General features: G+C 63.1%; 19 protein-coding genes. 9 read left to right on the forward strand and 10 right to left on the reverse strand.

Going from position 1 to position 19,581, the window contains the following annotated elements; translation table 11 throughout:
* The first annotated feature begins 24 nt into the window (after positions 1-24).
* Together EEB12_RS02080 and EEB12_RS02085 are read left to right on the forward strand one after the other, a co-directional pair.
* Positions 25-1,041, forward strand: a complete 1,017-nt coding sequence (locus tag EEB12_RS02080; RefSeq protein ID WP_133728001.1) for an iron-siderophore ABC transporter substrate-binding protein — start codon at positions 25-27, stop codon at positions 1,039-1,041.
* Between the two features lie 464 nt (positions 1,042-1,505).
* Positions 1,506-2,948 carry a sugar porter family MFS transporter gene (locus EEB12_RS02085; protein WP_020907569.1) on the forward strand — a complete coding sequence of 481 codons (1,443 nt, stop codon included), beginning with the start codon at positions 1,506-1,508 and terminating at the stop codon, positions 2,946-2,948.
* A gap of 88 nt (positions 2,949-3,036) precedes the next feature.
* On the opposite strand, the gene dxs is transcribed toward EEB12_RS02085, so the two are convergent.
* Positions 3,037-4,983: a 1-deoxy-D-xylulose-5-phosphate synthase gene (gene dxs / locus EEB12_RS02090; protein ID WP_019748259.1), complete on the reverse strand. Its 1,947-nt coding sequence runs from the start codon at positions 4,981-4,983 to the stop codon at positions 3,037-3,039.
* A 252-nt stretch (positions 4,984-5,235) separates the two neighbouring features.
* On the opposite strand from dxs, the gene glsA reads away from it, so the two are divergent.
* Together glsA and EEB12_RS02100 are read left to right on the forward strand one after the other, a co-directional pair.
* Positions 5,236-7,062 (forward strand): glutaminase A, encoded by a 1,827-nt coding sequence (glsA, locus tag EEB12_RS02095; protein ID WP_019748258.1) that lies wholly within the window; start codon positions 5,236-5,238, stop codon positions 7,060-7,062.
* A gap of 9 nt (positions 7,063-7,071) precedes the next feature.
* Positions 7,072-7,737 (forward strand): SIMPL domain-containing protein, encoded by a 666-nt coding sequence (locus EEB12_RS02100; protein WP_019748257.1) that lies wholly within the window; start codon positions 7,072-7,074, stop codon positions 7,735-7,737.
* 50 nt (positions 7,738-7,787) lie between these two features.
* Here EEB12_RS02100 and EEB12_RS02105 read toward each other — a convergent pair whose 3' ends face one another.
* From EEB12_RS02105 to EEB12_RS02120, 4 genes are all read right to left on the reverse strand, one after another.
* Positions 7,788-9,422 (reverse strand): MDR family MFS transporter, encoded by a 1,635-nt coding sequence (locus EEB12_RS02105; RefSeq protein ID WP_021334295.1) that lies wholly within the window; start codon positions 9,420-9,422, stop codon positions 7,788-7,790.
* A 5-nt stretch (positions 9,423-9,427) separates the two neighbouring features.
* Positions 9,428-9,916 carry a MarR family winged helix-turn-helix transcriptional regulator gene (locus tag EEB12_RS02110; RefSeq protein ID WP_003942624.1) on the reverse strand — a complete coding sequence of 163 codons (489 nt, stop codon included), beginning with the start codon at positions 9,914-9,916 and terminating at the stop codon, positions 9,428-9,430.
* 154 nt (positions 9,917-10,070) lie between these two features.
* Positions 10,071-11,339, reverse strand: coding sequence for a class I SAM-dependent RNA methyltransferase (locus EEB12_RS02115; protein WP_141487339.1), 1,269 nt, complete (start codon positions 11,337-11,339; stop codon positions 10,071-10,073).
* A gap of 48 nt (positions 11,340-11,387) precedes the next feature.
* The gene (locus EEB12_RS02120; protein ID WP_007732857.1) at positions 11,388-13,382 is read right to left on the reverse strand and encodes an APC family permease; all 1,995 of its coding nucleotides are present in this window, start codon (positions 13,380-13,382) and stop codon (positions 11,388-11,390) included.
* A 171-nt stretch (positions 13,383-13,553) separates the two neighbouring features.
* Here EEB12_RS02120 and EEB12_RS02125 point away from each other — a divergent pair, with 171 nt between their 5' ends.
* The 3 genes from EEB12_RS02125 (at position 13,554) to EEB12_RS02135 (ending at position 15,295) form a co-directional block, all read left to right on the forward strand.
* Positions 13,554-14,219, forward strand: coding sequence for a potassium channel family protein (locus EEB12_RS02125; RefSeq protein ID WP_019748254.1), 666 nt, complete (start codon positions 13,554-13,556; stop codon positions 14,217-14,219).
* Between the two features lie 86 nt (positions 14,220-14,305).
* Complete coding sequence (locus tag EEB12_RS02130; protein WP_003942632.1) at positions 14,306-14,968, forward strand: potassium channel family protein; 663 nt, start codon at positions 14,306-14,308, stop codon at positions 14,966-14,968.
* Between the two features lie 33 nt (positions 14,969-15,001).
* Entirely contained in the window at positions 15,002-15,295 is a 294-nt protein-coding gene (locus tag EEB12_RS02135) for a GNAT family N-acetyltransferase (RefSeq protein WP_019748253.1), read from the forward strand.
* Here EEB12_RS02135 and EEB12_RS02140 read toward each other — a convergent pair.
* The gene (locus EEB12_RS02140) at positions 15,288-16,001 is read right to left on the reverse strand and encodes a DUF3159 domain-containing protein (RefSeq protein WP_019748252.1); all 714 of its coding nucleotides are present in this window, start codon (positions 15,999-16,001) and stop codon (positions 15,288-15,290) included. The genes EEB12_RS02135 and EEB12_RS02140 overlap by 8 nt on opposite strands.
* 52 nt (positions 16,002-16,053) lie before the next feature.
* Positions 16,054-16,428 (reverse strand): OB-fold nucleic acid binding domain-containing protein, encoded by a 375-nt coding sequence (locus EEB12_RS02145; RefSeq protein ID WP_003942613.1) that lies wholly within the window; start codon positions 16,426-16,428, stop codon positions 16,054-16,056.
* Between the two features lie 138 nt (positions 16,429-16,566).
* Here EEB12_RS02145 and EEB12_RS02150 point away from each other — a divergent pair, with 138 nt between their 5' ends.
* Positions 16,567-17,292, forward strand: coding sequence for an alpha/beta fold hydrolase (locus EEB12_RS02150; protein WP_042951781.1), 726 nt, complete (start codon positions 16,567-16,569; stop codon positions 17,290-17,292).
* Positions 17,293-17,303: 11 nt separating this feature from the next.
* Here the strand turns inward: EEB12_RS02150 and EEB12_RS02155 are convergent, their stop codons facing one another.
* Both EEB12_RS02155 and dut read right to left on the reverse strand, forming a co-directional pair.
* Positions 17,304-18,143: a DUF3710 domain-containing protein gene (locus tag EEB12_RS02155; RefSeq protein WP_021344119.1), complete on the reverse strand. Its 840-nt coding sequence runs from the start codon at positions 18,141-18,143 to the stop codon at positions 17,304-17,306.
* A 3-nt stretch (positions 18,144-18,146) separates the two neighbouring features.
* Positions 18,147-18,641, reverse strand: a complete 495-nt coding sequence (gene dut / locus EEB12_RS02160; RefSeq protein WP_003942635.1) for a dUTP diphosphatase — start codon at positions 18,639-18,641, stop codon at positions 18,147-18,149.
* 41 nt (positions 18,642-18,682) lie between these two features.
* Here dut and EEB12_RS02165 point away from each other — a divergent pair, with 41 nt between their 5' ends.
* Positions 18,683-19,180, forward strand: a complete 498-nt coding sequence (locus tag EEB12_RS02165) for a DUF3093 domain-containing protein (RefSeq protein WP_019748248.1) — start codon at positions 18,683-18,685, stop codon at positions 19,178-19,180.
* A gap of 80 nt (positions 19,181-19,260) precedes the next feature.
* Here EEB12_RS02165 and EEB12_RS02170 read toward each other — a convergent pair whose 3' ends face one another.
* Positions 19,261-19,563, reverse strand: coding sequence for a DUF4193 domain-containing protein (locus EEB12_RS02170; RefSeq protein WP_003942593.1), 303 nt, complete (start codon positions 19,561-19,563; stop codon positions 19,261-19,263).
* Positions 19,564-19,581 lie beyond the last annotated feature (18 nt).

Consider the following 19,581-nt stretch of genomic DNA (forward strand, 5'->3'; position numbering starts at 1 on the left):
ATTCAGTAGGTTAGGCTGCCCTTCATGAAAACTTCTCTTCAGGGCTTCACTGCCCTCGGTGCGGCTGCAATCGCGGTCACCGCACTTGTCTCGTGCTCCTCGGATTCAGGCACATCCACGACATCCCAAGGTACGGACGGATTCCCCGTCAGCATCGAGAACACCTTCGGCACCACGACCATCGACTCGAAGCCCGAGCGCCTCGTCACCCTCGGATGGAACGCGCAGGACATCCTGTACGCACTCGATCTGACTCCGGTCGGACAGCCCAAGTACACCTACGGTGCGGACGACAACGGCGTCATGCCCTGGGCCCAGGACTACTTCGACGCGGACAAGACAACGCTCTTCGACATGCCGGCCAGCGGAGAACCGCCGATCGAGTCCATCGCGTCGTTGACCCCCGACGTCATCCTGGCGCCGTACGAGGGCTTCGAGGAATCCGTCTACAACCAACTGAGCAAGATCGCACCGACGACCGCTTATCCCGGCGCAGCGTGGCAGACGTCCTGGCAGGACCAGACCCGCATCGTCGGCAAGGCAGTCGGCAAGAGCGAAGAGGCCGAGAAGCTCGTCGACGGCCTCGACGCGACTCTCGCCGATACCGCCGCAGCCCACCCGGAGTTCGCCGGAAAGACATTGGCAGTGGTCAACTTCGACACCGATTCGAGCAACATCAACGTCTATCTGCCCACCGACCCGCGGGTCCAGGTGCTGACGGAACTCGGATTCGTCAACGCGCCGGGCGTCGAGAAGCTCGCCGCGGACAATGCAGGTGGATCGTTCTTCAAGACGATCTCCTACGAGAACATCGCCGACATCGACGCCGACGTGATCGTCGGCTTCACCGACGGCTCCGGCGATCCGTCCGGCGTACCCGCAGTCGGTGGACTCGACGCGGTCAAACGCGGATCCACCGCATTCCTCAGCGACACCCGCGTCATCGGCGGACTGAGCAACGTCAACGTCCTGAGCACGCCTTGGGTCCTCGGCCAGATCACACCGACGTTGAGTGAAGCCGCAAAGCGCGCGACCGCCTAGAAACGGGATTTTCACGACACCCTCAAAGCCAACTCCCACGGCATGAACTACACGAGCGGGTTCACTCTGAAGCCTGACGCCACAGGCACGATCCTCGAGATGTACTTCTCCGGGGAATCCGAATCCACTTCACGTATCTCGAAGATCTTCACAGCGGTATTCGGTCGATTGGGCGCGCGGGTGACCGGAAATTCATGGCAAAGGATCTCGAGGACATCGCAGCCAAAGCCGAGCGTCGCGCGGGTAAGTAAACCGCCGTCACCTGCACCGACATTATTGTTTGCATAATCACTGCAATCAATACCTTGTCTCTGCGTCCGGTTGTTTCGACCTGGGAATGGACTCAGCTGGATAACGGCGCGTGAGTCCCCGCCAAATCTCGTCCGGTGGGCGTAGCGTGCAGAGTGCTCGCGGATGGATCGACGCATCGGGGTGTCGACCGTAGGGCCTTTGAGGGGGCAGGAATGGCATTCAGCGGAACCGCCTCCGGCGGTGGATCCGGCGCTACTCGCGCCGACGTCGGACATGCAGTGCTCTTCGCCGGCGCCGCCGCGCTCGGCGGTTTTCTGTTCGGATACGACACCGCTGTCATCAACGGGGCAGTCGGTGCGATCCGAGACAAGTACGACATCGGCGCCTCGGGCACCGGGCTCACGGTCTCACTGACTCTGCTCGGCGCAGCACTCGGCGCCTGGATCGCAGGCACACTCGCAGATCGCCTCGGCCGCATCCGCGTCATGCAAATAGCCGCGGTGTTGTTCATAATCGGCGCCGTCGGTTCCGCAGTTCCGTTCAGCGTCTACGACCTCACGTTCTGGCGCGTAGTCGGCGGCCTGGCCGTCGGTTTCGCATCGGTCATCGCTCCGGCGTACATCGCGGAGATCTCTCCCGCTGCGATTCGCGGCCGTCTCGGTTCGATGTACCAATTGGCGATCGTTCTCGGAATCGCCGTGTCGCAGTTGGTCAACTACGCACTCCAGGCCGCGGCCGGTGGCGATCGCAATCAGATCGCGGGCCTCGAGGCCTGGCAGTGGATGTTGATGCTCGAAGCCGTTCCCGCAGTTCTGTATCTGATCATGACGACCACGATTCCCGAGTCGCCGCGATTCCTCGTAGCGCAGGGCAAGGACGATCGCGCTCGCAAGATCATCTCCGACCTGGAAGGCGGCGATCACGACGCCGTCACCGAGCGGATGAACGAGATCCGCGACTCGCTCAGCGAGAAGCAAGCCAAAACCACGGTCCGCCAACTCTTCTCGAAGCGGCTCGGCGTCTCCCACCTCGTGTGGGTCGGTATCGCGTTGGCCGCACTGCAGCAGCTGGTCGGTATCAATGTGATCTTCTACTACTCCAGCACCCTGTGGCAGGCGGTGGGATTCGGCGCCGACCGCTCCCTTCTGATCAGCGTCGTGAGCGCCTTGGTCAACATCGTCGGTACGTTTGTCGCCATCGCCGTCATCGACCGGGTCGGTCGAAAACCGCTGTTGCTGGTCGGTTCCGCCGGTATGGCCATCTCACTGGGCACCGCGGCATTCTGTTTCCATTCGGCAACAGTGACCAAGAACGAGATCGGCGAATCTGTGGCCACGCTGACCGGAGCCAACGCGACTATCGCACTTATCGGTGCGAACGCATTCGTGTTCTTCTTCGCTCTGTCCTGGGGCCCGGTGGTCTGGGTGTTGATCTCCGAAATGTTCCCCAATCGCGTGCGTGCTGCAGCAGTAGGAATTGCGACCGCCACCAACTGGGTCGCGAACTTCCTGGTCTCCTGGACGTTCCCGGCACTGGCCGATTGGAATCTGTCGTACACCTACGCCGGCTACGCCGTCATGGCAGCGTTGTCACTGTTCGTCGTCCTGCGATTCGTGAAGGAAACGCGAGGCAGCACACTCGAATCCGTCCAGTAGCGAGATCTCACGGTTTCACACCGAAAAGCGGTGGCCCTCGGATTGATCCGAGGGCCACCGCTTTTCGAGATTATCGTGAGACGAGCCGTCAGCCTTGCGCGACTTCGCCCTGAGCCGAAGCCGACGACGCGTCTTCCTGGACGTGGACGCCGACGCTGCCCATCCCCGCCACCCAGCCGGTGATCTTGCGGGAGAGGTCCTGAGCCGTGAGTCCGAGTTCCTTGTGGATGGCTTCGCGGCTGGCGTGATCGAGGAACTGCTGAGGAACGCCCATGTCGCGGCACGACGTGTGCACTCCGGCGGCACGCATCGCGGCCGAGACCGTCGAACCGATGCCGCCGTGCAGACCGCCGTCTTCGATGGTGACCACGAGGGCGTACTTGTCCGCCATCTTCACCAGCGAATCCGCGACCGGCAGAACCCAACGCGGATCAACGACGGCAACCGAGATGCCCTGCTTGTCGAGCCGCTCGGCAATCTCGAGCGCCAAGGATGCAAACGGGCCCACCGCGACGAGGAGCACGTCGCCGCGCTCACCCTCGCTGGCCTTGAGGACGTCGACCATTCCGTCGAGTCGCTTCACTGCCGGAATCGCTTCGGGTACAGCACCCTTCGGGAACCGTACGACCGTTGGACCGTCGTCGACGAGAAGCGCCTCGTCCAACTCTTCCCGCAGTGTGTCTGCATCACGCGGTGCCGCGACGCGAATCCCCGGGATGATTCCGAGCAGCGAAAGATCCCAGACGCCGTTGTGGCTGGCACCGTCGACTCCGGTGACCCCGGCGCGGTCGAGCACGACTGTCACCGGTTGTTTGAGCAGTGCGACGTCCATCAACAACTGGTCGAAAGCCCGATTGAGGAAGGTCGAGTAGATAGCAACGACGGGGTGAAGGCCGCCAAGTGCAAGACCGGCGGCCGAGGTCATCGCATGCTGCTCGGCGATACCGACGTCGAAAATCCGATCGGGGAACTTCTCACCGAAGGCCGCGAGGCCGGTGGGCCCGGCCATCGCCGCGGTGATGGCGACGATGTCCTCACGACGTGAAGCCTGCTCGATCAATGCGGCCGAGAAGACCGACGTCCAGTCCGGCGCGGACGACTTGGTGCCGCGACCGGTGACGGGATCGATGACGCCGGTGGCATGCATCTGGTCGGCCACGTCGTTCTCGGCGTGTGCGTAACCGTTGCCCTTACGAGTGACGGCATGCACGATGACCGGTCCGCCGTAGGCCTTCGCCCGGCGCAACGCCGATTCCATGGCGGCTTCATCGTGTCCGTCGACCGGTCCGAGGTACTTGATACCCAGATCGGTGAACATGACCTGAGGGCTGACAGCGTCCTTGAGACCCGCCTTCATTCCGTGCAGGACGGAGTACGCGGTGCGCCCCACCCAGGGCAGTCTCTTGACCATGCGTCGGCCACTGTCGAGGGCGCGCTCGTAACTCGGCGCGGTGCGCAGTGCCGAAAGATGGTCGGCGAGGCCGCCGATGGTCGGCGCGTACGAGCGGCCGTTGTCGTTGACGACGATCACCACCGAACGGTCTTTTCCGGCTGCGATGTTGTTGAGGGCTTCCCAACACATTCCGCCGGTCAGGGCGCCGTCACCGACGACGGCGACAACGTGGCGATTCTGGCCCGTGAGCGCGAAGGCCTTCGCGAGGCCGTCGGCATAGGACAACGCGGCGGAAGCGTGAGAGGACTCGACCCAGTCGTGTTCGCTCTCGGCGCGGCACGGATACCCGGACAGTCCGCCCTGCTTACGCAGAGTGTCGAACTGATCCTGACGACCGGTGAGGATCTTGTGCACGTAGGCCTGATGGCCCGTGTCGAAGATGATCGCGTCCTGCGGCGAGTCGAAAATTCGGTGCAGTGCGAGGGTCAACTCCACGACGCCCAAGTTGGGCCCGAGGTGACCACCGGTCGCAGCGACCTTCAGCACGAGGAACTCACGAATCTCGTCGGCCAACTCCGTCATCTCGGCGTGGCTCAACTGACGTAGATCGTCAGGACCCTGAATGCGGGCAAGAACACCCAACGAGATCGCTCCCTCCGTGCTTCACAGCTGCACCGGTGCGCGCCGCGGCTGTCTTCGCGACAGTGCTGCCAGTCTACGGAGCGTTCCGGCGAACCGACACGCGGACTCGGCCCGAATCCGGTGTGACTTCGCGTAACAGCGAAATCTCACGGATCGCTCGTGATCGCAATCACAGACAAATGGGATCCGTCGCAATCGACTCGACAACTCTTGTTCCACAAAACGACCGCCATGTCGGCTTAAGGTCGACATATGGGAACTGTGGTCGAAGACCTGATAACGCGAGTGTTCGACGAAGTCCGATCACTCGACGAGGGCGAGTTGGCCGACTACATCCCCGAACTCGCGGCGGTCGCCCCCGATTCGTTCGGAATCTGCATCGCCACCGTCGACGGTTACGTCTACGAGATCGGCGACTCGCGAATCCCGTTCACCATTCAGTCGATCTCGAAACCCTTCACCTACGCCTTGGCTCTCGCCGATCGGGGAAGCGAGGCGGTTGCCGCGAAAATCGACGTCGAACCATCCGGCGAGCCGTTCAACGAAATCAGCCTCGACCCGCTCACCGAACGGCCACGAAACCCCATGATCAATGCCGGGGCGATCACCGCTGCATCACTGGTCGCCGGCCCGAATCCCGAGGCCCGCTTCGAGCGCATCCGCTCGGCGTACTCGAGGTACGCGGGCCGCGAACTGGCATTCAACGAGTCGGTCTACACCTCCGAGGCGCGCACCGGTCACCGCAACCGCGCGATCGGACACATGCTGCGATCCTTCGACGTCATCACCGGCAATCCCGACGAGGCCGTCGACCTGTATTTCCGTCAATGCTCGATCGACGTGACCTGCCGCGACCTGAGTCTGATGGCTGCGACGATGGCGAACAACGGTGTCAATCCGCTCACCCACGAGCGCGCGCTGGCTCCCGCGGGCGTCGAACAGGTCCTCAGCGTCATGGCTACGTGCGGCATGTACGACGGCGCCGGCAAGTGGCTGGTAGAGGTCGGATTGCCGGCCAAGAGCGGCGTCGGCGGCGGAGTCCTGGCGGTTCTGCCCGGCCAGATCGGCATCGCGGTGTACTCCCCCAGGCTCGACGTTCACGGAAACAGCGTTCGCGGAGTTGCGTCTGCCCGTGCACTGTCGAAGGAACTCGAACTGCACTTCCTCCACGTGACGCGGGCGTCACGCTCGTCGATCCGGGCCAGATACAGCGTCATCGAAGCACCGTCGCGAGTACGACGCACCCCGACCGAACAGGCTGTGCTCGACGACGTCGGCAAGCGCAGCCGGGTCTACGAACTGCACGGCGATCTCCTCTTCACCGGTGCCGAATCGGCGGTCCGCGAAATCGGCTCGGTGGACGAGGGCCTCGAAGTTGTCGTCATCGACGTCCGCCGTGTCGACGACGCCAGCGACGTCGCAGTACGCATGATCACTGCGCTGCAGGTTCAACTGGCCGAGCAGGCTTGTGCGGTGGCCGTCGTCGATCCGCAAGGACTGCTGGGACAACGAAGTTCGAGCATCGACCCCGCCAGAAGAAGTGGTCGGGTTTTTGCGGATCTCGATTCCGCCATGCAGTGGTGCGAAGACACGTTGCTTGCGGTGCATTGTGAGGCCGAACGGCAGGCGTCGACGATCTCGATCGAGGACCACCCAGTTCTCGATGCTCTGTCAGCGGCACAGATCGAGGGATTCTCGGCAGAGTTGGAGACTCGTACCTATGCCCGCGGCGAGAAGATCGCCCGCCGAGGTGAATCGGCGTCTGGCTTCTACCTGATTCTCAGTGGCCAGGTCAGCACCATGTTCACCGACGCACACGGGGTCGAGCACCGCATCACGACGCTCTCCGCCGGAATGACGTTCGGCGAGATGACGATGTTCCTCGACACTCCGTTCCTCAACGACATCCGCGCCGATTCCACGGTCACCGTGGCCGTGCTGACTCCGGAGCGATATGCAGAACTGACCGCGCAGGCACCCGAGTTGAAACTTGCGCTGCTCGAACGACTGGCTGCGGGAGCCTACGAGCAATTGGACCTGATGTTGCGGAGTGTCATATCCGCCGGACGAATCGGATAGGAAGTACACATGCCGACCACCGCCCTCACCTCGGAGCCGTCCACTGTCACGGTGACCGGAACTGCCACTGCAACAGCTGTTCCCGACATCGTGCGGCTGACGATCGGAGTATCGGTGACGCAGACGGCCGTTTCCGACGCATTCGACGCCGTCGCGCGTCTGTCCACTGCTCTGACCGAGACCCTGCACGCGCGCGGTGTGCGCGGAGCGGACCTCACCACCGCCGGGCTGAGCGTCCATCCGCAGACTCACTGGAGTGACGGAGGCCGCCAGGAGACAACAGGATTCACCGCATCGACAACTTTCCGAGTCGTACTGCGAGAGCTGGAGCCGGAAGCGGCGAACTCCCCCGCCGCCGTCATCGCGGCGTGTGTATCGGTGGGCGGCGACGCGATTCGGCTCGACGGGCTCGAGTTCGACCTCGACGACCGCAGCGATCTGGCGACAAAAGCACGCGAATTGGCATGGACGGCAGCCGAATCGAAAGCCAGACAGTTCGCAGACCTGGCAGACAAAGATCTGGTCGAAGTTCTCGAGGTGCTCGAGGACTTCGACCAGATCGTGCCGATGCGCGGACGTGTCGCGGCGATGAAAGCGGATTCGGCCCCGATAGCCGTCGAACGCGGAGAGATCGAAGAATCGATCTCTGTCCGCGTTCGATGGGCTATGGCGTGACAGAACTGTTCAGAAGACGCGGCCGGCGGTAGACCAGCCGGGCATGCGGATCAGCGAGTGAGGTTCTTCTCTTCGCGCTCTTCTTCGTACTTCTGCTCGGCGTCAGGAGTCGCGATGTCGATCGTGGTGCGCAGCGGACGGTTCGGGATGAAGATGACCGACACGAGCGTGACCACAGCGACGACGGCTGCGACCAGGAAGATCCGTCCTGTTGCGTCGCCGTAGGCGAACCGAACGATCTGCGAGACGAAGTCAGGCATATTGCTCAGGTCGAGGCCGTCCTGGAGGCTCTTTCCAGCTACTGCCTGCTGCTCGGGCGGCAAGGTGGAGACCGAATCGACTGTCAGTGTCTTGACGCGGGTCGCAAGAATCGAACCGAGCACCGACACGCCGATCGCGCCGCCGAACGTGCGGAAGAACGCCACGATACTGCTGGCCGCACCGATGTTCTCGACGCTGACCGTGTTCTGCACCGCGAGCACGATGTTCTGCATCAACATTCCGGTACCCAGACCGACGATGGCGATGAAGATTCCGATGGTCCAGAGGCTGGTGGCGTGGTCGATCGTCGACAGCAGCCCGAAACCGACCAGCAGCAGAACTGCGCCGGCGACGATGAAGGGCTTCCACTGACCGAACTTGGTGATCAGCTGTCCCGAGCCGACGGAGGCGACGAGCATGCCTGCGACCATCGGAATGGTGAGCAATCCGGCTTCGGTGGGATCGAATCCGCGTGCGGTCTGGAAGTACTGCGTCAGGAAGGTCGTCGCACCGAAGAGGCCGACACCGACTGCGATCGAGGCGATGATCGCGAGAGCAGTTGTGCGCTCGGTGATGATCTTGATCGGCAGGATCGGATCCTTGACCTTGGATTCGACGAACATCGTCAGGCCGAGCAGGGCCAGACCACCGATGACGAAGAAGGCCGACTCCTTCGAGAACCAGGCGTAGTAGTCGTCCTGACCGGCAAACGAAACCCAGATCAGCAGGACGCTGACACCGGCGGTGAGCAAGGTGGCGCCCATCCAGTCGATGGAGACGTTGTCCTTCTTCACGGTCTCGACGTGCAGTGTGCGCTGAAGCAGGAACAGTGCGATGACTGCCAACGGAACACACACGTAGAAGCACCAGCGCCAGCCGGCAGTGTCCACGAGGACGCCGCCGAGGATCGGTCCACCGGACATCGAGACGGCCATTGCCGCACCCATGTATCCGGAGTAGCGACCACGATCTCGCGGCGGGATGATCGTGCCGATGATGGCTACGACGAGAGCAGTCAGGCCGCCCATGCCGATGCCCTGGATGACACGTGCACCCAGCAGCAACGGAACATTGTGCGCCGCGCCGGCGATGACCGAGCCGATCACGAAGATGACGATCGCGGTCTGGACCAGGACCTTCTTGTTGTAAAGGTCGGCCAGTTTGCCCCAGATCGGCGTCGATGCCGCAGTGGCGAGCAGTGCCGTGGTGATGATCCAGGCGTACTGCGTCTGAGTTCCGTGCAGTTCACCGATGATCGTGGGAAGCGCTGTCGAAACGATGGTGCTGCTGAGCAGCGCGGTGAACAGCGCTGCGATGAGTCCGGTGAGTGCTTCGAGAATTTCGCGGTGAGTCATCGCGCCCGCTTCGCGAGCCGATCCGTCACCTCCGGTACTTGCCCGGGTTTCTCCTACTGTTGCTGCCATGTGCCTTATCTCCCAATACTTTCTACGCCCGTGTGCGGAACTGCCGGTGAGGCCTGCCGATTCGATGCGCCGAACGTCTCGTTGAGACGTTGCAGCGATGTCACTGCGGCCATGGCCTCTTCCTGGCTCCAGTCTTCGAGCATGTTGCGCAAACGCGCCGCACGCCGCTGCGTGGTTCTCCGTAAAACGTCGTGTCCCTCTTCCGATACTCGGATGCGGAACGCCCGCTTGTCAGCCGGATCGGGATTTCTCTCGACATACCCAGCGTCGACCAGATCCGACATTTGCCGGCTGAGCGACGACTGACTGACACACAGATCGACGGCCAATTCGTTCTGTCGGCACTCCCCACGCGCTGCCAGCATGAACAACACACTGACCAGCGCAGGCGGCAGCAGGCTGTCTGCACCGGTGGTGACCGCGGCTCGCAGCGATCTGCCGAACATGAAGATCGTGTCGACGAGCGCTTGGGCCGTCTCCGGCTGTACCGACATTGCCTACCCCTGAATTCGAGTGGCTCGAACGAGCCGTGACTTGAAAACGGAAAACTACTTGCAGAACGAAACTATACGATTAGTTGCGTAATGCAAGCAACTGTTCTGAACGCGAGAAGCGTCACACCGTTTCAGGGAAAGATTTCGGGACGCGTCAGCGTTCTAGGAGCGCGATGCACTCCATGTGGTGTGTCTGAGGGAAGGCGTCGAACGCCCGGAGGCCGCCGATTCTGAAGCCCTGCTCCAGGTAGAGACCGATATCGCGGCCGAACGACGCCGGGTCGCATCCGATGTGCACGATCCGTTCAGCGCCCGTTGCGGCGAGAGCTTCCACGACCGGACGGCCGGCTCCCGCACGTGGCGGGTCTAGCACGACGACGGCAGGCGAACGCTCCAGCTCCGCGATGACGTTCTCGACGCGGGCGCTGTGGAAGCGCACGTGACCGAGATCGGACAGAGCTGCCCGCCCGTCCGCGACTGCGCGCGCCGAAGATTCGACTGACTCCACCACGCCGGACGGCCCGACAAGGTCGGCGAGCACGGATGCGAAAACCCCGACTCCGCCGTAGAGATCCCACGCCGTGTCCGCGGTAGCGGCGTCGGCCCACTCCCCGACCACCTGTGAGTACGCGTTCGCAGCGCCGCGATGGGCCTGCCAGAAACCGGTCGCGGCCAGCTCCCATTCTCGATTGCCGACGCGCTCGATCACTGTGTCCGATCCGATGGCCACTCGGGTCTTTCGCGGGCCGCCGCTCGCCGCTCGGCGTGCCATCGCGCCGCGACGCCCCGGCGTCCGCCGTCCCGTCTTGGACACCGCGGGTGCGGCAACTTCCACGACGTGCCGCTGACCGGCAGCGTCGAGAACGACCTGCAGCTCGCTCCCTGGCGCCCATTGCGCACCGCCGAGACCGTCGTACGCGCTCTGATCGATCTGGGTGCAGCGCAGGTCCGTGACGATCCGGTTGCTCCGGTACGCGTGGTATCCCGCGACCCCGTGCCCGTCCACCGCCAACCGGACTCGCGTGCGCCACCCTGTCCCGTCTCCGGTTCCAGGTAGTTCCTCCACCGCGACGTCCGATTCGACACGAGCGAGTCGCAGAAGCTGCTCACGCACGACCGAGGTCTTCATCTCACGTTGGACACTCAGATCCGCATGCGAGTAGTCGCAGCAGCCCGCCCCGCCCGGGCCGGAGATCGGGCATGTCGGATCGATGCGATGCGGAGATGCGTCGAGAACTGTGATCGCGTCGGCGCGGCAGAACGATCCGCCCTTGTCCTCCGTCACCCGGACCAGCGCCCGCTCCCCCGGCAAACCGTGACGGACGAACACGACCCGTCCCTCGTGCCGGGCGACGACGAACCCGCCGTGACCGGGGTTGCCCAGATCGACCTCGAAGGTCTGCCCGGTCCAATTCTCACTCAACGAACTACGCCTGCCATTTCGATGTTGCCGATCATTTTTCGCCGGTGATCATTTCTCGCCGGTGTCGTAACCGCGACGCGTGGCGCCTGCGGTCTTCTCGATGTCCAGCGGCTTTGCCTTTGCCGACGAACTCAGCTGCCACGGAACGCTGGTCACCATCACGCCGGGCTGGAAGAGCAGACGACTCTTCAGACGAAGCGCGCTCTGATTGTGCAGGATCTGCTCCCACCAGTGTCCGACGACGTACTCGGGAATGAAGACGGTGACGACATCACGCGGAGCATCGCGTCGTACACGCTTGACGTAATCGAGAACCGGCTTGGTGATTTCGCGGTACGGCGACTCGATCACCTTGAGCGGAACCGTCACGTCGCTCTTCTCCCACTCACGCACGAGTGCACGGGTGTCGGGCTCGTCGACGTTGACCGTGATGGCTTCGAGGGTGTCCGGTCGCGTGGCTCGCGCGTAGGCGAGAGCTCGCATCGTCGGCATGTGCAACTTCGAGACGAGCACGATCGAGTGCGTGCGGCTGGGAAGTACGCCGTCCCACTCCTGCTCCTCGAGCTCGGCTGCGACGCTGTCGTAGTGCTTGCGGATCATCTTCATCACGATGAAGATCGCGACCATCGCGACGATGGCGATCCAGGCGCCGGCAGCGAACTTGGTGATCAGAACGATGATCAGGACGGTGGCGGTCATTGCGAGACCGATCGAATTGATCACTCGCGAGCGCTGCATCCGGGCCCGCTGTGCCTTGTCGGTCTCGGACTTCAGATGCCGAGTCCAGTGCTTGATCATGCCCGTCTGGCTGAGCACGAACGAGACGAAGACGCCGACGATGTACAGCTGGATGAGCTTGGTGACCTCGGCGCCGAACACCACGACGAATGCGATCGCAGCACCGGAGAGGAAGAGGATTCCGTTGCTGAATGCCAGTCGGTCGCCGCGCGTGTGCAGCTGACGCGGTAGGTACCGGTCCTGCGCCAGGATCGATCCGAGTACCGGGAATCCGTTGAACGCGGTGTTCGCGGCCAGAACCAAGATCAGTGCCGTGACGATCGCCATGAAGAAGAATCCGATCGGGAAACCACTGAACACGGCTTCGGCGATCTGCGCGATCAAGGTCTTCTGGTGGTAACCCTCCGGCGCACCGACCAGCTGTTCCTGCGGATTGTGTGCGTAGACGATGCCGATCTTCTGAGCCAGGATGATGATGCCCATCAACAGGACGATGGCGATCGACCCGAGCAGCAGCAAGGTCGTGGCCGCGTTGCGCGATTTCGGCTTCTGGAACGCCGGTACGCCGTTACTGATGGCCTCGACGCCGGTCAATGCAGCACAGCCCGAGGAGAAGGCACGCGCGATCAGGAACGCGAAGGCAATTCCGTACAGATGCGAATCCTCGGCGTTGAGTGTGAACGACGACGATTCCGCGTGCACGTCTTCACCAAGAACGTAGATCCGGAAGAATCCCCACCCGAGCATCAGGAACATGCCGACGATGAATGCGTAGGTCGGAATTGCGAACGCGGTACCGGATTCACGGATACCGCGAAGGTTGACCGCGGTCAGCAACACGATCGCCGCAACCGCGAACAACACCTTGTGCTGCGCGACGAACGGCAGAGCCGAGCCGATGTTCGACGCCGCCGACGAGATCGACACGGCGACCGTCAGCACGTAGTCGACCATCAGCGCACTACCGACGGTCAGACCGGCGGTCGGGCCGAGGTTGACCGTCGCGACCTCGTAGTCGCCGCCACCGGACGGGTATGCATGGACGTTCTGGCGGTAACTCGCCACCACCACAGCCATGACGATGGCGACGGACAATCCGATCCAGGGTGTGTACGCATACGCGGAAATACCCGCGACGGAGAGAACCAGGAAGATTTCTTCGGGGGCATACGCGACGGACGACATCGCGTCGGACGCGAAGACCGGTAGTGCAATTCGCTTGGGTAGCAGCGTGTGCCCGAGTTTGTCGCTTCGGAACGGCCGACCGAGCAGGAGCCGCTTGGTAGCGGTCGAGAGCTTAGACACGTGCAAAGCGTAAGCCGTCTCGCCCGATTCGGAGTCATCAGAGCCCCAACTTCACCTTTTGTCGTGACACCCGGCACGCAGGCGACCGTTGTACTTGCTCTTCCCGTGAGGGGCTGTACCGTTCGATTCGGCGTGCAATCGCGCCATGAGGGTCCATGAACGGAGTAGGGCGTGTATGTCGTCATCATGGGGTGCGGTCGAGTGGGTTCTTCCCTCGCCGCGTCTCTGACCAGGATCGGACATGAGGTCGCCGTCATCGACCGCGATCAGAGTGCGTTTCTGCGTCTCGATCTCGACTTCCCGGGAACCAAGGTTCTGGGAATGGGGTTCGACCGTGACGTGCTGGTCCGGGCGGGCATCGAGCGGGCCGACGCCTTCGCTGCGGTGTCCTCGGGAGACAACTCCAACATCATCGCGGCGCGAGTCGCACGCGAGACTTTCGGCGTCGAACGCGTCGTCGCGCGTATTTACGACGCCAAGCGTGCCGCTGTTTACGAGCGCCTCGGCATCCCCACCGTCGCGACCGTGCCGTGGTCGACGGATCGCTTCCTGCACACGCTGACCAAGGAAAGTCAGACCGCGAAGTGGCGCGATCCTTCGGGCACTGTTGCGATTACCGAACTTGCCCTGCACGAGGATTGGGCCGGCAAGCCGATCGCACTACTCGAGAGCGCGACCAGTTCGAGAGTCGCCTTCATCATCCGATTCGGAACCGGCGTGCTCCCCGATCGCAAGACCGTCATCCAGGCCGACGACCAGGTCTACATCGCCGCGGTATCGGGAACTGTCGCCGAAGCGATCGCACTGGCCGGCAACCCGCCGCCGAGTGACGACTGACGGAGGCCGCAGATGACTGATCCGAACGCCGCCCCTCACAACAAGCCTGCGACTGTGTTGCACTACAACGTGATTGGAAGTTCTCGATGAAGGTCGCCATCGCCGGAGCCGGCGCCGTAGGCCGCTCCATTGCGCGAGAGCTGATTCGAAGCTCACACGACGTCATGCTGATCGAGCGCAAACTCGATCACATCGAACCGGAGTCGGTGCCCGAGGCGAAGTGGGTACACGCGGACGCGTGCGAACTCAGCCGCCTCGAGGACGCGTCGATGGAGTCCTACGAGGTCGTGATCGCCGCAACCGGAGACGACAAGGCCAACCTGGTCCTCAGTCTGCTCGCGAAAACCGAGTTCGGCGTTCGCCGAGTTGTCGCCCGCGTCAATGATCCCCGCAACGAATGGCTCTTCGACGAGTCGTGGGGCGTCGACGTCGCCGTCTCGACACCGCGGATGCTCGCTTCGCTCGTCGAAGAAGCCGTCTCCGTCGGTGACCTGGTCAAACTGATGACACTGCGGCAGGGGCAGGCCAATCTCGTCGAGATCACGTTGCCCGACAACACACCTCTTGCCGGAAAAGCCGTCAAGAAGCTCGAACTTCCGCGGGACTGCGCACTGGTCACCATTCTGCGGGGTGGGCGTGTGATCGTCCCGCAGATGGACGATCCCATCGAAGGTGGAGACGAACTCCTGTTCGTCGCGGCCGTCGACGCCGAGGATCAGTTGCGCGTTGCACTCCGCCTGGAGAATTGACCGACGAACACACTGACGACGAAAGGGAATCACATGGCACAAGCACCCGAAAACACCGTAGTCACCGACAATCCAGCCCAGAGCCGGTACGAGATCCATGCAGACGGCGACCTCGCCGGCATCGAGGACTACACCACGTCCGGTGACGTCGTCTCGTTCAACCACACCGAGATCTACCCGGCCTTCGAAGGTTTCGGGCTGGCCGCGATTCTGGTCCGCCAGGCTCTGGACGACCTACGCGCCCGTGGCCTCAAGGTTCACCCGGTCTGCCCGTACGTCGTGAAGTTTCTCGACAAGCACCCCGAGTACCAGGACCTGATCAGCTGAGATCGCGGTCTTCGCGCGGCTTCGTCAAATTCACCGAGCCCACCTCTTCGGACCCTGCGTCCGTTGCGGTGGGCTCGCTGCTTTCGGGCTCCACAACCGGTTCCGGCTCGACGATGCGATCGGCCTTCCGCACAGCCCAGACCGTCACGAGCAGCACCAAACCGGTCAATGGCCAACCCATGCCGATACGCGCGACTGCGAGCCATCCAGTGTGGTCGGTGTCGTAGAGCTGTGACTGAACGAGATACCGTGCACCGAAGACCAGCGCCCACGCCGCCGTCGCGATGTCGTAGAGCCGGACGGCGGAGCTGTGCTTGCGCCAGAGATTGCCGTGCCCGTTGAGATAACCCCAGATGATTCCGACGAGGGGCCAGCGCACGAGGATGGAAATCAGGAAGACCGCACCGTAGGCGAGGCTCGTGTAGATACCGAAGAGGAAATATCCTTTGGCATCGCCGGTGCGATAGGCGATGAACGCGGAAACTCCGACTCCGAGAAACCCGGAAATTGCGGGTTGGAGGGAATCCTTGCGGAAAAGGCGCCAGGCCGCGATAGCGACAGCGACGCCCAATGCGGCCCAGATTGCCGCGGTGAGGTTCCAGATACTGTTGACCGGGACAAAAATCAGAATCGGCAAAGACGAATAGATCAGACCACTCAGCCCGCCGAGTTGGTCGATTACCGATCGCTGTTGTGTTTCAGTCACCTGTCGAGGGTGCCACAGTCACCGAGTTGCACGGTAAATGCGGGAAACGCGCCTATTCGCCGCGCAGTTCGTAGTAAGGGTTGAAGATCGCCTTGCGACCGTCACGCTCGCCCACACGACCGCGGATCAGCAGGGTCTTACCGGTCTCGATTCCCGGGATCCGGCGACGCCCGATCCAGACGAGATTGATCACCTCGGTGCCGTCGAAGAACTCGGCCTCGATGCTGGCATTTCCCGACTTGGGACACGCGTCGACGCTGCGGAGTCGGCCCACCATCGTGACTTCTTCACCGCGACGACAATCGCAGGCCTTCTGACCTCCGGAAGCCTTGTTGGACTCGGCCATCTCCTGGGCGTCCAACTGGTCGACGTCCTCGGTCAGACGCTGGGTCAGTCGACGAAAATATCCTGCGGCGGCGGGTGCCATTGCGCGCTCCTGCGAACATGTATGACGCAAGGGTTTCGCGTCACGTGAAGGGCTGTGTGATCGCCACTGTAGACCCATTACGAGCGTGTAACCACACCGGTCAGTCCGCGTCTCGGGGGCACCGGGCAAGATCAAAAGATGCAGAACTCAGAATCGGCGACCGTTGCCGTCGTTCTCCCAGGTACAGGGTCTGACGCCCACTTCGCAGACCGCGCATTCCGGGCGCCGCTAGCGGCTCTGGGTGTGCGCATCGTCGCAATTGAACCGGACCCTCGGCGTGTCGTGGACGGCTATCTGGACGCGATGGACCGAGCCGCGGACACGCACGGCCGAATCATCGTCGGGGGCGTCTCGATCGGGGCCGCCGTGGCGCTCCAGTGGGCCGCCGAGAACCCCGATAGAACCGTGAGTGTGTTGGCAGCGCTTCCGGCCTGGATCGGGTCGGCGGACGACGCACCCGCTGCAGCGAGCGCGAGGTTCACCGCAGCACAACTGCGCTCCGAAGGATTGGAGGCGGTGATCGCAGCGATGCTCGCGTCGAGTCCGGCGTGGCTCGGAGCCGAACTCGAGCGCTCCTGGCGCTCTCAATGGCCCGATCTCCCGGCCGCGCTCGACGAGGCGGCGTCGTACCACTCGCTCAGCGAGAGCGCGTTACAGGCGGTGGGCATTCCGGTCGGCATCGCTTCGGCGGTGGACGATCCGGTTCATCCCGCGGCAGTGGCGCAGGCCTGGGCGAATGCACTCCCCCGCGGCGCAGTCGCCACGACGACGCTCGACATGATCGGGCGCGACCCCGCGGTTCTCGGGTCCACCTGCATCAAAGCGCTCGCGGCGATCGAATCCGATACCACCGCGAGCGCCTGAAAGAAAACCTGCTATTGACCCAATTGCTGCATGGCAGAACCGGATTCGCCGCTACGCGGCGGCGGGGTCGGTCGCGCTGGAGGTGACGGCGGAGCGGGCGGAGCTGACTGCTGTTGCTGCTGGGCGGCGACTTGTTGCTGCTGCGCTGTTGCCAACTGCTGCTCGTGTGCGGCCGCCAGCTGCTCGGCGAGTACCTGCGGGAGCACGACGGGCAGCGGTGTCCGCACCGGATGCGGCTCCGATCCTCGGTTGACGACGGTGTCGCGCAGGATGTCGCGTGCGATTGCCACCAAAGGGGTGTTCGCGGCGGTGGATCCGCTCGGACCCGCAACCACGCAGCGGACCATCCACCGCGGACCGTCGGCGCCGATGAACCGCAGGTCCATGTTGGCCGTCACGGCAGCCAGTTCCCGGCCCCAAGGGCCGTTCTCGACGCTCACCGCAGAATTGTCGTCGCGAAGCGACTGCGCGAGCTCGGCAACGACCTCACGCCACTGACCGGGTGATTTCGGGGCGGCGTATGCAGCAACCGTGATGCGGCCATATTCGGTGACCAGGTGCACGGCCTGCGGCGAACCGTTGGGTGCCATCTCGACCTGCAACTGTCCGCCGGTCGGCATCGGCACCAGAACGGAACCGAGATCCAGGCGCTGACCGTCACGGCCTGCCGTCGGATCGTCGGAATCGATCTCCGTGATGTCGTAAGGGCCTTCCGATTCGTCACCGAACTCGTCGCCGGCGACGTCGAGATCGTCTTCGACCTCGTCGATCTCCACCGACTCGTCGTTCTCGTCACCGAAGAAGCTGGTGGGTTCCTCGTCGACGTCTGTCTTCTTCTTGCGTCCGAACATGATTCAGACTCCCTCTCCGACGACCGCGCCAGGCGCATCGGTATCGAGTATCGCGTGACCGCCGCTGGAACCGTAGCCTCCGGTTCCTCTGGTCGTGTCGTCCAGCGACTCGACTTCCTCGAAAACCGGAAGTTCGACTCGTTGAACCACGAGCTGAGCGATTCGGTCACCGCGGCGGATGTCGATGGCTGTGGCCGGATCGAGATTGATCAAGCAGACCTTGAGTTCGCCCCGGTATCCCGCGTCCACGGTTCCGGGCGCATTAACGATCGACAGTCCCGATTTGGCTGCGAGTCCGGAACGCGGATGGATCAACCCGACGGTGCCCACCGGCAACGCGATCGCGATCCCCGTTCCGACCAGTGTTCTATGGCCGGGTTCGATGGTGACGTCGCTGGTGGAGCACAGATCCACACCCGCATCTCCGGGATGCGCACGCTGTGGAACGGGCAGGTCTGGATCCAGTCGCTTCAAGGCGATGGAGAGATGGTCGCTCACGTGGGCCAAGACTACTCGTAGCGACGGACTATCCTTGACAGGTGCCCGAAACATCTCGACCTGACGTCGCCACCACAACGCCCCCGTCCACGACGCTGTTCTCCGAGCGCCTGTGGGTGCCGATCTGGTGGTGGATCGCCGGGCTGGCCGTAGCCGGACTCCTCGCGGCCGAGGTCCACATGGGCCGCCCGGGGCTTCTCTCGTACCTGGCGTACGTCGTGCTGCTCCCCATCCCGATCTGGGCGGCATTCTGGCTCAGTCGGATGCGCGTCGAGGTGGTGGAGACAGCAGGGGTGAAAGAACTGCACGTGGGTCGAGCCCACCTGCCGGTCGAACTGATTTCGCGGGCGGCAGCAGTGCCGGCTTCCGCAAAGAGTGCGGCGATGGGGCGCCAACTCGATCCGTCGGCGTTCGTCCAACATCGCCCATGGGTCAAGACAATGGTGTTGATCGTGCTCGACGACCCGGAGGATCCCACGCCGTACTGGCTCGTGAGCACACGTCGTCCCGCTGATCTGCTGGCTGCGCTGGATCGCTGACCAGCGCGGTCACAGCAAAGCAGTACTTCCCGACCCTTGGTCGACCCGCGAGCTGACGGGTCGACCACCGGGAAGGGAGATCAGGCAGCGCAGTCCATGCATACGAGCTGCCCGTTGGCATCACTGGCCAGGCGGCTGCGGTGATGAACCAGGAAGCAGCTCGAACACGTGAACTCGTCTGCCTGCTTCGGAACAACTCGAACCGAGAGTTCCTCGCCGGAAAGGTCGGCACCCGGCAGCTCGAAGGACTCCGCGGTGTCCGTCTCGTCGATGTCGACGACGGCTGACTGCGCTTCGTTGCGTCGCGCCTTCAGCTCCTCGAGAGAGTCCTCCGAAACCTCGTCGGACTCTGTACGCCTCGGTGCGTCGTAGTCAGTTGCCATCTCGTCTACCCCATCCTC

Origin of the sequence: Rhodococcus sp. WS1 (assembly GCF_003797745.1) — a bacterium.
GTDB classification, from domain to species: Bacteria; Actinomycetota; Actinomycetes; order Mycobacteriales; family Mycobacteriaceae; genus Rhodococcus_F; species Rhodococcus_F erythropolis.

What these genes read in the sequence shown, in the direction of transcription:
- EEB12_RS02080 (WP_133728001.1), top strand. Translation starts at nt 25, where the DNA reads ATGAAAACTTCTCTTCAGGGCTTCACTGCCCTCGGTGCGGCTGCAATC.
- EEB12_RS02130 (WP_003942632.1), top strand. Translation starts at nt 14,306, where the DNA reads ATGAAGGTCGCCATCGCCGGAGCCGGCGCCGTAGGCCGCTCCATTGCG.
- EEB12_RS02170 (WP_003942593.1), bottom strand. Translation starts at nt 19,563, where the DNA reads ATGGCAACTGACTACGACGCACCGAGGCGTACAGAGTCCGACGAGGTT.
- EEB12_RS02155 (WP_021344119.1), bottom strand. Translation starts at nt 18,143, where the DNA reads ATGTTCGGACGCAAGAAGAAGACAGACGTCGACGAGGAACCCACCAGC.
- EEB12_RS02100 (WP_019748257.1), top strand. Translation starts at nt 7,072, where the DNA reads ATGCCGACCACCGCCCTCACCTCGGAGCCGTCCACTGTCACGGTGACC.
- glsA (WP_019748258.1), top strand. Translation starts at nt 5,236, where the DNA reads ATGGGAACTGTGGTCGAAGACCTGATAACGCGAGTGTTCGACGAAGTC.
- EEB12_RS02145 (WP_003942613.1), bottom strand. Translation starts at nt 16,428, where the DNA reads ATGGCACCCGCCGCCGCAGGATATTTTCGTCGACTGACCCAGCGTCTG.
- EEB12_RS02105 (WP_021334295.1), bottom strand. Translation starts at nt 9,422, where the DNA reads ATGGCAGCAACAGTAGGAGAAACCCGGGCAAGTACCGGAGGTGACGGA.
- EEB12_RS02110 (WP_003942624.1), bottom strand. Translation starts at nt 9,916, where the DNA reads ATGTCGGTACAGCCGGAGACGGCCCAAGCGCTCGTCGACACGATCTTC.
- EEB12_RS02150 (WP_042951781.1), top strand. Translation starts at nt 16,567, where the DNA reads ATGCAGAACTCAGAATCGGCGACCGTTGCCGTCGTTCTCCCAGGTACA.
- EEB12_RS02085 (WP_020907569.1), top strand. Translation starts at nt 1,506, where the DNA reads ATGGCATTCAGCGGAACCGCCTCCGGCGGTGGATCCGGCGCTACTCGC.
- EEB12_RS02135 (WP_019748253.1), top strand. Translation starts at nt 15,002, where the DNA reads ATGGCACAAGCACCCGAAAACACCGTAGTCACCGACAATCCAGCCCAG.